Origin of the sequence: Pseudomonas akapageensis (genome assembly GCF_011355085.1) — a bacterium.
Lineage (GTDB): Bacteria > Pseudomonadota > Gammaproteobacteria > Pseudomonadales > Pseudomonadaceae > Aquipseudomonas > Aquipseudomonas akapageensis.
This window is the reverse complement of sequence record NZ_VXCP01000009.1, coordinates 69,094-82,559: the sequence shown is the minus strand read 5'-3', so window position 1 is coordinate 82,559 and position 13,466 is coordinate 69,094. Positions and strand designations below refer to the sequence as shown.

Sequence of the window (13,466 nt, the reverse complement as noted above, 5' to 3'; positions counted from 1 at the left end):
TCAAGCGCCATGCCAGGCAGCGATGACAATGAGCGCGAGAAAACAGACCAACTGAATGCAAAAGAAGGTAAACCGAACCGCCACGAACGTATCGGTTTGCACATGGGATACGTGAACCAGCGACTGGCACACGCGAGCGATCAGGACGCTTATGGACAAGAAGTTCACTGCGGGGCCGTCGATACCAAGGGCTGAAATCACCCACACGATAACGCCAAAGACAGGCAGATTTTCCACACAGTTCGCGTGGGCTCTTGTCCCGCGCCGATACCAATCCTCGCCTTCGAGCTGATCGCTGCGAAAAGACGCAATCGGGACATTCGAGAACAGGATTCTGACCCAGCGATACACCCCGACGGTTGCCATCAACAGCAACAACGTCCAGGTCGCAAAGCCAAGCAACATCCACATCGGTATCGTCATGGCGGCCATCCTCGATAAATCATTTTCATCAGCAGGCGGCCGACGCGTGGTCGGCCGTCTGCTGTCGATCAATGGCTCATGATTGGCGCCAATGCGGTCTGAATCATGGCCATCTGTTCGGGTGTCGTCATGCGCGCAAGCAGCCGGCCAAAGTGTGGATGCTGCACACCCGAGACAATGTATTGCCAGCGGTAGGCACCCAGCACGGAGGCTTTGATCTGCGCAGTCTCATCGACACTGAATGATCGAGGTACATTTCGCATGAAGTAGTCGGCATCGGCTGCCGCTTGCGCCTGCAGGATCCCGTCGACGGCCGCCACCAGCGCAATCAGATCGCTCACGGCCTGGTCGCGCTCGGCAGGCAAGAGTTTCGCGTGTTCCGCCTTCCACTCCAGTTCATCGAGGACGACGTGGCGGCTTTCATCCTTCCAGTGAAATTTGAAGACATCCTTGAACAGTGGGCACAACTCCTCGCGCGGGGCGATGCTTTGCGCGTAGTGCGCCTGAACGAACAACTCGATATGACAGGTCAGCGCCAGCACCGACCAGGTGCTGGCCGCAAGTACCGCACGCGCCACATCGTTTGGGTCGGCAACCTGACGATATCCCGCTGGCAATTGCGCACCAATCATCGTCTCGATGCGCGCGAACAGCTCCTGGTGCTTGATCTCCTCGTTGGAAAAGCGAACCAGCGCTTCGAGTGCGAGCTGATCGTCAAAGACATGGGCCCGACCCTGATCGAGCATTTTGGCACTGATAAAGCGCTCGACGAGGCCAAAGATATACGCATAGGTTCGGCCCTGAATCTGACTGAGCAGACGCGCCTCGTCCGCGGCGAGAAAGGTCAGGCGGTCGATCTGCGACAGGCCGTCGGGCAAGAATTTACGCGAGAAGTCGAAACGCCGGTCCTGCAGCAGATCGCGATCGATCTGCCATTCCGCCTTCTTCGAGGATCTGACAAGCTGAGCATAACGGGCGGCGTTGGCCGAATCCGGGCTGGGTATGGTAGCGAGGGTGTTCATATGGATCTCCTGCTTCCCTGGTCGACTTGGAATGGAGCATTGCGGTTGACGTCGGAGCCTCAGCGGGTCCGCGTTGGTGCTAATCTAGGCCTCGCAGTTCAGGCGATGAATGACCAGTGCGCCTGATTACATGCTCCGGACTCCGGAAAGGAGGGCTGGCAGGTGTTGGATGCGTTTTCCGATGTCTTGCGGGTGATTCGGCTGTCTGGAGGGGTCTTCCTCGAGGCGGAATTCACTGCGCCCTGGTGCGTCAATGGCAGAATCTCTGCGGACGCTTGCAAACCCTTCCTGATGGCACCTCGACATATCATTGCGTCGCACTTTGTCGTCGCCGGAAACATGCAAGTACGAATCGACGATAGTCCCGCCATCGATGTACGGGCAGGCGAACTCGTTCTGTTTCCTCGCAATGACGCTCATACCTTTGGCAGCGACCTGAGCATTGCGCCCATGTCGGCGAGCGACGTTATTCAGCCGCCAGAAGTCGGCAGCATTGCACGAGTCAAGTATGGCGGGGGCGGTGCGACCACGCAGTTGCTGTGCGGATTCCTTGGTTCTGAAACACCCTTCAGTCCGTTGCTTTCATCGTTGCCATCGGTCTTGAAACTGGACGTCCGCGCCACGGCGTCGGGGGCCTGGATTGAAAGCTCATTCCGGTTCGCTGTCAGTGAGATCGCGGCGGGCCGCGTCGGCTCGACCACGGTCATCGCCAAACTATCGGAATTGCTGTTCGTCGAAGCCGTCAGCCAATATGTCGCCAGCCTCCCCGCCGAGCGGCGCGGGTGGCTGGCGGGTTTGCGCGATCCACAAATCGGGCGCGCCCTGGCGCTGCTCCATGCACGCCCCACCGAGGGCTGGACTGCAGAAGCCCTGGCGCTCGAGGTGGGCATGTCGCGCTCGGCATTTGCTGAGCGATTCACGGCATTGGTCGGACAGCCACCGATGCAATACCTGACGCTCTGGCGCATGCACGTGGCGGCGCAACACCTGCGCGAAGGTCGTGGAAATGTGGCGCAAATCGGCTATGCGATTGGCTACGAATCCGAAGCTGCGTTCAGTCGCGCATTCAAACGCCAGTTCGGCACATCACCCGGCACTTGGCGCAGACAGTCAGAATGAAGACTCAGACAAGCACAGGCTGGCAGGAAATTTCCAGAGCCGGCTGCTGCCCTTCGTCATAGGCAGTAATCGGCCAGAATCGGACATTCGGTATGCGCCCTTACGCTTGCTCATGCTTTCCATCACACAGCGTTCTGCGTTCTGCGTTCTTGGGTAAGGGTTCGCTTCACTTGCATGGTCACGAGCAGTGACCATGCAAGGATGACAGACGGTGTGAAGACTAGTGTGCCGGGTACTCAGCGATCACTTGATCCGTACCCGCATTAGTCAAGCCGATGACCTGGTACGCCTCCTGCTCTCCCTCGACCTCCATCCCCGGCGAGCCTGTCGGCATACCTGGCACAGCAATCCCGAGAAGGTCGGTACGCTTACTCAACGCGACGATTTGCTCAGCCGGTACGTGGCCTTCAACAAACTTTCCGTTGATCACCGCTGTGTGGCAGGACGAGAGTCGCGGAACCACACCCAGCTCCTGCTTGACCGCGCTCATGTTGGTTTCTACATGATCAACGACAGTGAAGCCGTTCGCTTCAAGGTGCTTAATCCACTTCTTGCAGCATCCGCAGTAAAGATCCCGATGGACATCGATCGTCAGCGATTCTGTGGCATGGGCAGCCGAGCTGATAAACAGAAACGCTAATGTCGCGAGGCGAAGTGCCCGGCCGGAACGAAGGAAGTTATTGCGCATGAGTGTGCTCCTTGCCATCGGCATGGGTGTGAGTCTTTGGCTGAGCGGCGGAAGTTGCCGGAACTCCATGTGAAGGCCCCATACCTTCAGGATGGGCGTGCTCGACACTTTCATCCCACGACGGTGCTACGACCTCCTCATGAGCATTGGCGCCGCTGGTTTCGCCGTGGTGCACATCAGCTTCGGCAAGCTCTACAGCTCCGTCTGCATCATGGTGATGTGAAGAAGTCGCTTCTATTTGACCATCATGCTGACCTTCATGGTTATGCATCTTGGACTCACCACCACCATGCTGGTGTCCACCGCTGCTCGCGGCTAGCGCTTTATATTGCTCGACCCCCATGGCCGGAAGCTGTTGAAGAAATGCGACCATTCCCCAGATATACGGATCGGCCATGCTCTTGCCCCAAGCAGGCATGCCGGTGGACTTGATGCCGTGTTTAATGATCCAGAACGCTGCGGCTGGGTTTCCATCGACACCGAGTTTCGACAAATTCGGGGGAGCCGGGTAAAGGCTTTTGCTCAACTCGGTTTGCGCGAGCCCCGGAGCCAGGTGGCAACCAATGCACATCGCATTGTAGTTGCCAGCACCTGCACGAATGAGCGCTTCGTCTGTGAGGTCAGGGACCTTAATGTCGCGGGAGCGCACTTCGATCGAACGATCCCGAGCGGTCGAGAGCAGGGAATATACCGGGTGCGAATGTGGGTCATCGGCGCCCACGTTAAACACTCCGAAATACACGACACCAGCGCCTACAATTGCGGCGACGCCACTGGCAGCAGACAACGTTTTGATTGTTCTTTTCATGTCACTCCCTTAGAACCACATGCGAATACCGGCAACAAATCGAGCCTCGTTGGTATCTTCCCCTTCATCGCTGGCCAGGTCGGCGGTCTTGCCGTAGGCGCGATTCCAGGTAACCCCGATATAGGGGGCAAATTCACGAACAATTTCGTAGCGCAACCGCAAGCCTACTTCGGTATTGGCTAATCCAGAGCCAATGCCGCGCTGTGGATCGTTTTTCCCGTAGAAGTTCACTTCGGCGGTCGGCTGCAAGATCAGGCGATTGGTGAGCAGAATGTCGTAATCACCTTCCAGTCGGGCGGCGGTCTGGCCGTTCTCGCCGATGAACGCGGTTGCTTCAGTTTCGAAGTTGTAGAGGGCCATGCCTTGGATACCGATGGCCCCCCACGTCTGCGGTGAACCGGGTTTGAAATCCTGGCGTACGCCGGTGACAACATCCCACCATGGACCGATTGAGTGGCCCCAAAGCGCCTGGAGTTCGGCATCTTCCGTCACACCGTTGGTGCGCTCGCCTTCCGAGCGCAACCACAAACGATCAATGTCGCCGCCAATCCAGCCTTTGGCATCCCAATTCAGGGCGCTGCCGTTATCCGCGTCCTGGTATTCAAACTTATCCAGGAGGACGAAAGAGTTGAGTTTCTTGTCATGAACGCCATGACCTGCGACAGGCGGAAAGGCGGCCTTGCGATCAGCATCGGTCAATACAGGAATGGGCGTCCGACTCGTGGTGGTCGTCCCAGCATCCATATTCATGGAGCTGTGATCCATGCCCTCCATTTGGCCTTGATCCATGTTGCCGTGATCCATTGCCCCCATCTTGCTATGGTCCATGGTTCCCATCGAACCGTGATCCATCTTGGAGTGATCCATCTCTTCGGCCGCGGTAGCGATACCAACAAACACAGAGCTGACTGAAACCGTCAACGCCATCAGGGTCGGACGTAAAAGCTTATGGGTCATGGTCTCAATCCGCTTTTTTAGTGTTTGAGTCATGATCCATCGACTCGTGATTCATTTTGCTGTGGTCCATCGTTCCATGGTTCATGGAACCGTGATCAGACTTGGACTCACTTGTCTTGGTCTTATGCTTTGTTGCTGGTTTGTCCATGGCAGCAGCAGCGTGAGCGTGTTCAGCACTGACTTCCCCAGCTTGTACCAAAGGCATTCCACTCAATAGGCCAATGGCAAAGGTGCAACCGATCAGTGAGTGACGGTTCAGATATCTGCTCATAATCCGTCTCCCTTACTCCTCAACCCGTACTTCACGGAACATGCCCATTTCCATGTGAAACAGCAGGTGGCAGTGATAGGCCCAGCGCCCCAGGGCATCGGCGGTGACGCGATAGCTGCGTTTGGTACCGGGCGGCATGTCGATCGTATGTTTTCGCACCATGAATTTGCCGTGCTCATCCTCAAGGTCGCTCCACATGCCGTGGAGATGGATGGGGTGGGTCATCATGGTGTCGTTCACCAGGGTGATGCGCAGGCGCTCGCCATACTTGAGGCGCAACGGCTCAGCGTCGGAGAATTTGATGCCGTTGAAGGACCAGGAAAACTTCTCCATATGGCCAGTCAGGTGCAGCTCAATCGTGCGATTCGGTTCGCGGCCATCAGGGTCCTGAAAAGTGCTCTTCAGGTCGGCGTAGGTCAGCACGCGACGGCCGTTGTTCCGTAAACCAATACCCGGGTCGTTGAGTTTTGGCGTAGTGCTCATGGCTTGCATATCGACCAGGGGGTTATTGGTTTCGGAGGCCGGGTGCGACTGCATCTCCATGCCTTCCATTCCACCCATGCCAGCCATGCCAGCCATCCCTGACATATCACCATGGTCCATGCCGGCCATCTTGCTGTGATCCATCCCGGCCATACCGGACATATCGCCCTGGCCCATGCCAGTCATTTTGCTGTGATCCATGCTGGCCATGCCGGACATATCGCCCTGATCCATGCCGGTCATCTTGCTGTGATCCATGCTGGCCATGCCGGACATGTCGCCCTGGTCCATACTGGTCATCTTGCTGTGATCCATACTGGCCATTCCGGACATGTCACCTTGCTTCATGGCGCTATGGTCCATGCCCGCCATGCTGCCATGGTCCATACCCCCCATCCCCATGTCATCCATGGTCAAAAGCGGACGTGGATCAGTTGCCGGTACCGGTGCGCTCAGCCCTTCGCGCACTGCCAGGGTTCCGCGGGCATAGCCGGTGCGATCCATGGACTGGGCAAAGATGGTGTACGCCTCTGCACTGGCAGGCTCGACGATCACGTCATAGGTTTCTGCCACGGCGATGCGAAACTCATCGACAGTGACGGGTTTGACGTGCTGCCCGTCGGCGGCCACGACAGTCATCTTCAAGCCTGGAATACGGACGTCGAAGTAGCTCATGGCTGAGCCGTTGATAAAGCGCAGGCGAAGTTTTTCGCCAGGTTTGAATATACCGGTCCAATTGCCGTTAGGGGCCTGGCCGTTCATGAGATAGGTGTATGTATCCCCGCTGACGTCGGCGAGATCGGTGGGGTTCATTTTCATTTCGGCCCACATCTTCCGATCTGCCACTGCCGCGGACCAACCCTTCTGGCTGACATCGTCGATGAAGTCGCCTACGGTACGCTTGTGATGGTTGTAGTAGTCCGACTGCTTCTTGAGCTTGGCCATGACGCGGCCAGGGTCTTCATCGGTCCAGTCACTCAACATCACCACATAATCGCGGTTGTATTGGAAGGGTTCAGGCTCTTTGGCATCGATCACAATCGGCCCGTAGACGCCTACCTGCTCCTGCATGCCCGAGTGACTGTGGTACCAGTAAGTACCATTCTGATGCACCTTGAATTTGTACTCGTACATGCCATCGGGCGCGATGCCATGAAAGCTCAAGCCCGGTACACCGTCCATATTGGCCGGCAGGATGATCCCGTGCCAATGGATGGAGGTGTCCTGATCCAGGCGGTTCTTCACCCGCAGTGTGACGGTATCGCCTTCACGCCACCGCAGAAGAGGCCCTGGCAAAGTGCCATTGATGGTCATGGCTGTGCGCGGCGAACCGGTGATGTTCACGGGGGTTTCACCAATGAACAGGTCGAATTCGTTGCCGGTCAGTACGCTCGGCAGACCCGGGCTGGTTACAGCCCATACAGGCGTGCGCCACAGACCAAGACCGCCAAGAATGCCACCAGCGGCCAGGCCTTTGACGAAGGTCCGCCTAGAGGTTTTGGAATGCATGCCGTTTATATCCAATCAGTCAAAAGGAAAACCGTGCGAAACACACTGAGCGTTGTGCTTACCGGTTGGGGGCGTGCTCTCTGGAATTCGGCGCGAATCCGGATGAGCCTTGCCCGCCGCCGCAAATGATAAAATTCATACGGCAGGCGAGCGTTGAAATTGCCACACTTTAACCACCGAAGTGATTACATTTCTGTCAGCTTGGGAGCGCATCAAGACGCTCAGTATTTGGCTTGATTGACAGCCTTGGCTTTGCTCTTGGCTACAGGAGTTTGATCGGCTCGCTTTTGAGTAGCTTGGTACGCTTCCATTGCGTTCTTCTGTGCCGCTTCCATGCGGGCAAATGTCCGGTCACCACCGCCTGAAGCCATAGCCAGAGAAGAGACGGTTAAAGCGGCAATGACCAACAGTGCTTTCATGGATTTCATTGGGGTATCCTCGAATGGGATTGGGTTAACCCGTTGAATCCACATCAAGAGATGATTCTCGGGGGGTGAGCTCAAAGCTCGATATAACTTTAAGACTCAGCCCCTGTCAGGAACCTTAGGTGAATATTACAGTTCTGTAAGATTTTGATTTTCTGACGATATTTTGAAATCAGAAGTTATGGCAGACCGTTCCCAATGGCTAAAAAGTCGATGGCACTTTGATACTTCAGCTCATGGTCAACCAAGAATTGGTCGACCAAATTTTCCCTACTGAGAGTAGTGCTCACTATTCCGTGGAAGCTATTGAAAGCAGGCTTATTGGGAAGGGTTAAGTTCAGCAGTGATCTGGTCCTCGCCGAGGTGGCGTGATTCGTTGAGGTGGACTATTGGTTGATGATCCGCCATGGGGCACGAATCTGGAGGGAATATGACGCTGTTGGCTGATTGTTCGCCTGACTGCATCCTGACCGTCACAGACGACAAAGGAAATCGCGAGCGGCTTAGGGCAAGCCCATTCTGGGTCAATGCCAATACTCCTTTGCCAATGTCGATCCGCTTGTTCTTTATTGCAGAGTCCAGTGAGCAGCTTGCTGACCTGATATGCGGCCCATTTCAAAACGTCGAGCAGGTAGAAAGTTTAGTCCTCCAAAGTGCATCAGCTTGGTGTCATCAAAATGGCACCTCCATGTGCGTCGAGCGCTCGGAGCATTGTACGTTCACCTCAATCTATAGATGTGTTCCTCAGCCTCAAAGCATTGAAAACAACGGATGCGGAGCTAACACTCATGGCGATGGCCGCGACCTTCGGTGATAAGAGATGTCCGGTCATTGGGTACAGCAGGCCTGCTGCGAGTGGGATGCCCATCGAGTTGTAGAGAAAGGCGAAGCCCAGATTCTGCCGCATGTTTTTTACTGTCGCGACAGAAAGGGCCCGCGCGCGAAGAATCCCCTGATCAACGATTGCGTGAGCCAAGGGATGTTCACTGCCTTGATCGAGGCTAGCGGCCAGTTGAAGTACTTCATTGGCGGTGAACCTCTGTGTGGCCTCCACGCTGTGAAATACCGGGCGTCCCTCTGTCAGGGTGCCGGTCTTGTCGACGATCAGCGTGTCAATTTTGCACAGGTTCTCGATCGCGCTGGCATCTCTGAACAGCACACCCATGCTGGCTGCTTTGCCTGTGGAAACCATGATCGACATCGGCGTTGCCAACCCCAACGCGCAGGGGCAGGCAATGATCAGCACGGCGACCGCATTGATCAGACCGAAGACCCAACTGGGCTCAGGACCGAAGAGCCCCCACCCCAAAAGAGTCAGGATGGCCACCGTGATGACGCCCATCACGAAATAGCCGGCGATGGCATCAGCCATGCGTTGCATGGGTGCTTTGGAGCGCTGGGCACGGGCAACCATCTGTACGATCTGCGACAACACGGTCTCAGCACCCACCTTCTGTGCTTCCATCACCAGACTGCCATGGGTATTCAGCGTTGCCCCGATCAGGCTATCGCCGATCCTCTTCATCACCGGCACAGGCTCACCCGTTAGCATCGATTCGTCGACCGCGCTTTCCCCCTCCAGGACGGAGCCATCGACGGGAACCTTTTCTCCCGGCCTTACCCGTAGGTGATCCCCTTTGTGCACATGTGTAAGGGGAATGTCTTCCTCTTGACCATTTGCGTTTAGCCTGCGTGCTGTCTTGGGTGACAGGCCTAAAAGGGACTTAATAGCGGCAGACGTTTGTGATCGCGCTTTGAGTTCAAGCATCTGACCGAGCAACGTCAGTGAAATGATCACCGCTGCAGCTTCGAAGTAGACCCCAATGCGTCCCCCTTGCATGAAAGTCGGGGGGAAACTCTGGGGGAGTACTGTGGCTGCGACGCTGTACAGAAAGGCCGCCGCTGTGCCCAATCCAATCAAGGTCCACATATTTGGGCTGCGATGACGAATTGAGGCGACGCCCCTTACAAAAAAGGGCCGGCCCGCCCACAGGGTCACTGGGGTGGCAAGGATCAGCTCAATCCAGTTCTGTGTAGCACCATGGAACAGTTGCAGCGAGTGTCCTGCCATGGCGAGTAAGGTCACGATGATGGTGAGAGGCAACGACCACCAAAAGCGGCGAGTGAAGTCCTTGAGTTCGGGGTTCTCGTCCTCCTCAAGCCCTGGCATCACTGGCTCTAATGCCATGCCACACTTTGGGCAGGTACCGGGCCCGGGCTGACGTATCTCCGGATGCATCGGGCAGGTGAATTCTGTGCCCACCAGCGACTCATTCACCTGCTTCGGATGGCTGACATGTTTGGCATCCGACGAGGTTGTGACACCGATCAAGCCCCTGCTACTTCACCTCAAACTGACCCATCATTCCCGACTGGTAATGCCCCGGTACGTTGCAGGCAAATTCCAGACCGGTGCTTTTGGTGAAGGTCCAGATAAGCTCCTTGGTTGCACCTGGCTCGATCAGAATGCTGTTCGGGTCGTTGTGCTCCATCCCGACCATTTTCATGCCCCCGCTGCCGTGCTCCATGTCGGCCATCGCTTGCCCGTGCCCACTAGGGGTAAGCGTGCCGTTCTGGAACATGGCCGCCATTTCTTTTTGGTGAGCGGCATGGGCAGCAGCTTTGCCAATGTTGAACTCATGCAGCAGCGAGCCCTCATTGCGCAGGACAAATCGAATCGTCTCTCCAGATTCGACACTGATGCTTTTGGGAACGAAAAAGACGTCGCCCATCTTCACTTCAATGGTACGAGTCACGTCGACAGCCGCACCCGGCTGGCCACTGTCATCTTTCCCAAGACCCACGCGAGCCATGGTTGTACCCCCCAGGAGCAGAACCATTGCAGCGATAAGTGGTTTGGCAATATTGGCTTTCATAACGACCTCAAGAACGAGAGTGAGTAGGTGCTGGCTATGCGAAAGAAGCGAAGCTGCCAGCTGACTGACCTGACCACTACATTTCTGTCAGTTTTCTGAAAAAAAGCACGGTGCCTGAACGACGCCGTTTCATCCTTATTTAGTGCGTAAAGCCTTAAGGTAGAGCGGCCACTACTACTTTTCTGAAAGCATTAGTTTGTGTTCACGTTGCATTTGGCTCAAAACGTCATCCACGATTTTGTCGTGCTTTTCCATCCAGGCGAGGTGTTGTTGGGGGGTCATTGCTGTATCAGGGTGGTCTTGATGCAGTTGGCTCATAATTTCTTCGAGCATTTTTATGTGCTCAGCCATGTGCGCATCACGCTGCCCTGGAGGGGCTTTTTCGGCTTGGACCAGGATGGTTTCGGCTTTGTCTCGCATAGCACTAATGCGGTCGATCACTCGGTCCCCACCTCCTTCAGCCCATACCGAGGCAGAGAGCAGGACTGAGCCAGCCAGAAACAAGGTTTTGAGGTAGTTCATTGGGCCGCTCCTTCGTAGGAATGTTGTCCGGCTCGACAGAGTGTTGCTCACTGGAGAGTCGGATGAACACTGCAAAGTGCTCATGCTCGAACCCTAGACAACGCTCGCTGACAACTACCTGAAGCCAATATTACATTTCTGTCAGTTGCTGGTTGGCTGGGCGAATTCGTTGCACACTCAATCTTGCCATCACTTTGAGAGCCACCCCCCATGAGACTTTTGGTTGCTGAAGACGAGCCAAAAATAGGTATCTATTTGCAGCAAGGCCTTACTGAGGCGGGCTTCAACGTGGATCGCTTTACCAATGGCACCGAGGCCCTTCAACATGCGTTGAGCGAAGCGTATGACCTGCTGATTCTGGACGTCATGATGCCGGGCCTGGATGGGTGGGAAGTACTCCGGAAGGTGCGCGCCTCGGGTAAAGATGTCCCTGTGCTGTTCCTGACGGCTCGCGACCGGGTTGAAGATCGGGTCAAGGGGCTTGAGCTCGGCGCTGACGATTACCTGAACAAACCCTTCGCGTTTTCCGAATTGCTGGCTCGGGTCAGAACGCTGTTGCGTCGTAGTAATAGCGCGCCCGCCCAAACCCGCATGAAATTGGCTGATCTTGAAGTCGACCTGCTCAAGCGCAGGGCCATTCGAGGAGGAAAACGCATCGACCTGACGGCCAAGGAGTTCGCTCTACTGGAACTGCTGCTCCGACGTCGGGGCGAAGTGCTACCAAAATCGCTCATCGCCTCGCAGGTTTGGGACATGAACTTCGACAGCGATACCAACGTGATCGAGGTCGCGATTAGAAGGCTCAGGGCAAAGATCGATGACGACTTTGAAGTCAAGCTGATCCACACCACACGTGGCATGGGCTACATGATCGATGCACCGGATGCTGACTCAGAATGAACCGCCTATCCCTAACGACGCGCATGAGCCTGATGTTCATGCTGGCGGTGACCGCCGTCCTCACTGTCGCCGGGCTCAGCTTCAACCATCTCAGTCGCCATCATTTCAAAATGCTGGATCAGCAGGCACTGAACGAAAAGCTCTATTCCACCCAGCGAATCCTGGGAGAGCTAACCAGCGTCGACGAATTCAGCGATATAAAGCCCGAGTTACAGGCTTTGCTCGGAGCCCATCGTGATTTGACTGCCATCATCCTGGACAGCGAAGGGAAGCTGCTTTTCGCTGACCCAGGGCCAGTCAACGTTCCGCAGCAGTTCCGCACAACCTCCAACTACGAAGTGTGGGAATGGCAGGATCAGCAGCAGATGTTCCGTGGCATGACGGCCCAAGCGATGGTGTCCGGCCTGGACAAGCCACTGACCGTTATCCTGATCTTTGACGTCACTCAGCACATGTCGTTCTTCACGACACTTCAGCGTTGGTTCTGGATTGGTCTGGTGATCAGTGCACTCGTCAGTGCCGGGCTGGGGTGGATGGTTGCCAGCAGTGGTATGCGTCCTATTCGGCAGGTGACCCGGGTCGCGGCCTCGATGTCGGCTAAATCACTCAACCAGCGCATCCCGTTAGCGCCCGTTCCCAAAGAGCTTCAACAAATGGTCTCGTCGTTCAACGCAATGTTGTCCCGCCTGGATGATGCGTTTGTACGGCTATCAAATTTTTCCGCGGACATTGCTCACGAATTGCGTACGCCGGTCAGCAATTTGATGACTCATACCGAAGTGGTGCTGTCCAGAAAACGGGACATCGAGGACTACGAAGACAATCTGTACTCGAACCTGGATGATTTGAAGCGCATGTCTCGAATGATTGACGACATGCTTTTCCTGGCCAAGTCCGACAACGGCTTGATCAAGCCGGAAAACAAGAAGATAGAGCTAGGGGAGGTGGTTGGTAAACTGCTCGAGTACTACCGTCTGTTGGCAGATGAACGCAGCATTGAGCTCAGTATTTCAGGAGCAGGGAGTGTTCGCGGCGATGTGCTGATGCTGCACAGAGCCATCTCGAATCTGCTTTCGAATGCGCTGCGCTATACCCCGGAGGGCCAAACCATCAGTGTGGATATCCGCCAGGATCTGAAGACAGCAATGGTGACGGTGGAAAACCCGGGGGAAACCATTGCGCCCGAACACCTTGAAAAGCTCTTCGATCGATTCTATCGCGCTGACCCGGCACGGCGTGAAGGCAGTCCAAGTAACGCAGGGCTGGGATTAGCGATTACGCGGTCCATTATCGAAGCTCATGAAGGCAGGATCTGGTGCACTTCATCCAATGGAATAACTGCCTTTCATATGGAGCTCCCTAGCGCCGGACTGGAACGTGCCTAAATCCGGAGCCGCTTTGGCGAAAGAACAGACGCGCTCGTCACCGGCAATCAAACGCCACATTGGAGCAATATTCGCGTC

The 13,466-nt window shown here is 55.7% G+C and carries 14 protein-coding genes; 3 read left to right on the top strand and 11 right to left on the bottom strand.

The genetic code is table 11. The features are described from left to right. Positions 1-423 carry an MAPEG family protein gene (locus F2S13_RS06725; RefSeq protein ID WP_166359691.1) on the bottom strand — a complete coding sequence of 141 codons (423 nt, stop codon included), beginning with the start codon at positions 421-423 and terminating at the stop codon, positions 1-3. Positions 424-491: 68 nt separating this feature from the next. Further along, on the bottom strand, positions 492-1,445 hold the full coding sequence (locus tag F2S13_RS06720) for a diiron oxygenase (protein ID WP_166359690.1): 954 nt from the start codon (positions 1,443-1,445) through the stop codon (positions 492-494). A gap of 162 nt (positions 1,446-1,607) precedes the next feature. On the opposite strand from F2S13_RS06720, the gene F2S13_RS06715 reads away from it, so the two are divergent. After that, a complete protein-coding gene (locus tag F2S13_RS06715; protein WP_166359689.1) occupies positions 1,608-2,564 on the top strand; it encodes a cupin domain-containing protein in 957 nt (318 codons plus the stop codon). Between the two features lie 220 nt (positions 2,565-2,784). Here F2S13_RS06715 and F2S13_RS06710 read toward each other — a convergent pair whose 3' ends face one another. The 9 genes from F2S13_RS06710 to F2S13_RS06670 all read right to left on the bottom strand — a co-directional run bounded on the left by F2S13_RS06710 (position 2,785) and on the right by F2S13_RS06670 (position 11,103). Beyond that, positions 2,785-3,252 (bottom strand): DUF411 domain-containing protein, encoded by a 468-nt coding sequence (locus tag F2S13_RS06710; protein WP_166359688.1) that lies wholly within the window; start codon positions 3,250-3,252, stop codon positions 2,785-2,787. Continuing rightward, complete coding sequence (locus F2S13_RS06705) at positions 3,242-4,060, bottom strand: c-type cytochrome (protein WP_166359687.1); 819 nt, start codon at positions 4,058-4,060, stop codon at positions 3,242-3,244. Before F2S13_RS06705 ends, F2S13_RS06710 begins: the two co-directional genes overlap by 11 nt. Positions 4,061-4,069: 9 nt before the next feature. Continuing rightward, complete coding sequence (locus F2S13_RS06700) at positions 4,070-5,050, bottom strand: copper resistance protein B (protein WP_166359686.1); 981 nt, start codon at positions 5,048-5,050, stop codon at positions 4,070-4,072. Continuing rightward, positions 5,022-5,288: a hypothetical protein gene (locus F2S13_RS06695; RefSeq protein WP_166359685.1), complete on the bottom strand. Its 267-nt coding sequence runs from the start codon at positions 5,286-5,288 to the stop codon at positions 5,022-5,024. The genes F2S13_RS06700 and F2S13_RS06695 overlap by 29 nt, the downstream gene beginning before the upstream one ends. A 12-nt stretch (positions 5,289-5,300) precedes the next feature. Continuing rightward, positions 5,301-7,280 (bottom strand): copper resistance system multicopper oxidase, encoded by a 1,980-nt coding sequence (locus tag F2S13_RS06690; protein ID WP_166359684.1) that lies wholly within the window; start codon positions 7,278-7,280, stop codon positions 5,301-5,303. Positions 7,281-7,501: 221 nt separating this feature from the next. Then, complete coding sequence (locus F2S13_RS06685) at positions 7,502-7,708, bottom strand: co-regulatory protein PtrA N-terminal domain-containing protein (protein ID WP_166359683.1); 207 nt, start codon at positions 7,706-7,708, stop codon at positions 7,502-7,504. A gap of 721 nt (positions 7,709-8,429) precedes the next feature. Continuing rightward, the gene (locus F2S13_RS06680; protein WP_425500219.1) at positions 8,430-9,944 is read right to left on the bottom strand and encodes an HAD-IC family P-type ATPase; all 1,515 of its coding nucleotides are present in this window, start codon (positions 9,942-9,944) and stop codon (positions 8,430-8,432) included. 100 nt (positions 9,945-10,044) lie between these two features. Continuing rightward, complete coding sequence (locus F2S13_RS06675) at positions 10,045-10,581, bottom strand: cupredoxin domain-containing protein (RefSeq protein ID WP_166359682.1); 537 nt, start codon at positions 10,579-10,581, stop codon at positions 10,045-10,047. Between the two features lie 174 nt (positions 10,582-10,755). Next, positions 10,756-11,103, bottom strand: a complete 348-nt coding sequence (locus tag F2S13_RS06670; RefSeq protein ID WP_166359681.1) for a co-regulatory protein PtrA N-terminal domain-containing protein — start codon at positions 11,101-11,103, stop codon at positions 10,756-10,758. 210 nt (positions 11,104-11,313) lie between these two features. On the opposite strand from F2S13_RS06670, the gene F2S13_RS06665 reads away from it, so the two are divergent. Both F2S13_RS06665 and F2S13_RS06660 read left to right on the top strand, forming a co-directional pair. Then, complete coding sequence (locus tag F2S13_RS06665; protein WP_166359680.1) at positions 11,314-12,003, top strand: heavy metal response regulator transcription factor; 690 nt, start codon at positions 11,314-11,316, stop codon at positions 12,001-12,003. Continuing rightward, entirely contained in the window at positions 12,000-13,388 is a 1,389-nt protein-coding gene (locus F2S13_RS06660; protein WP_166359679.1) for a heavy metal sensor histidine kinase, read from the top strand. The genes F2S13_RS06665 and F2S13_RS06660 overlap by 4 nt, the downstream gene beginning before the upstream one ends. Positions 13,389-13,466 lie beyond the last annotated feature (78 nt).

What these genes read in the sequence shown, in the direction of transcription:
- F2S13_RS06725 (WP_166359691.1), bottom strand. Translation starts at nt 423, where the DNA reads ATGACGATACCGATGTGGATGTTGCTTGGCTTTGCGACCTGGACGTTG.
- F2S13_RS06685 (WP_166359683.1), bottom strand. Translation starts at nt 7,708, where the DNA reads ATGAAATCCATGAAAGCACTGTTGGTCATTGCCGCTTTAACCGTCTCT.
- F2S13_RS06680 (WP_425500219.1), bottom strand. Translation starts at nt 9,944, where the DNA reads ATGCATCCGGAGATACGTCAGCCCGGGCCCGGTACCTGCCCAAAGTGT.
- F2S13_RS06675 (WP_166359682.1), bottom strand. Translation starts at nt 10,581, where the DNA reads ATGAAAGCCAATATTGCCAAACCACTTATCGCTGCAATGGTTCTGCTC.
- F2S13_RS06665 (WP_166359680.1), top strand. Translation starts at nt 11,314, where the DNA reads ATGAGACTTTTGGTTGCTGAAGACGAGCCAAAAATAGGTATCTATTTG.
- F2S13_RS06700 (WP_166359686.1), bottom strand. Translation starts at nt 5,050, where the DNA reads ATGACTCAAACACTAAAAAAGCGGATTGAGACCATGACCCATAAGCTT.
- F2S13_RS06710 (WP_166359688.1), bottom strand. Translation starts at nt 3,252, where the DNA reads ATGCGCAATAACTTCCTTCGTTCCGGCCGGGCACTTCGCCTCGCGACA.
- F2S13_RS06695 (WP_166359685.1), bottom strand. Translation starts at nt 5,288, where the DNA reads ATGAGCAGATATCTGAACCGTCACTCACTGATCGGTTGCACCTTTGCC.
- F2S13_RS06660 (WP_166359679.1), top strand. Translation starts at nt 12,000, where the DNA reads ATGAACCGCCTATCCCTAACGACGCGCATGAGCCTGATGTTCATGCTG.
- F2S13_RS06705 (WP_166359687.1), bottom strand. Translation starts at nt 4,060, where the DNA reads ATGAAAAGAACAATCAAAACGTTGTCTGCTGCCAGTGGCGTCGCCGCA.
- F2S13_RS06720 (WP_166359690.1), bottom strand. Translation starts at nt 1,445, where the DNA reads ATGAACACCCTCGCTACCATACCCAGCCCGGATTCGGCCAACGCCGCC.
- F2S13_RS06690 (WP_166359684.1), bottom strand. Translation starts at nt 7,280, where the DNA reads ATGCATTCCAAAACCTCTAGGCGGACCTTCGTCAAAGGCCTGGCCGCT.
- F2S13_RS06670 (WP_166359681.1), bottom strand. Translation starts at nt 11,103, where the DNA reads ATGAACTACCTCAAAACCTTGTTTCTGGCTGGCTCAGTCCTGCTCTCT.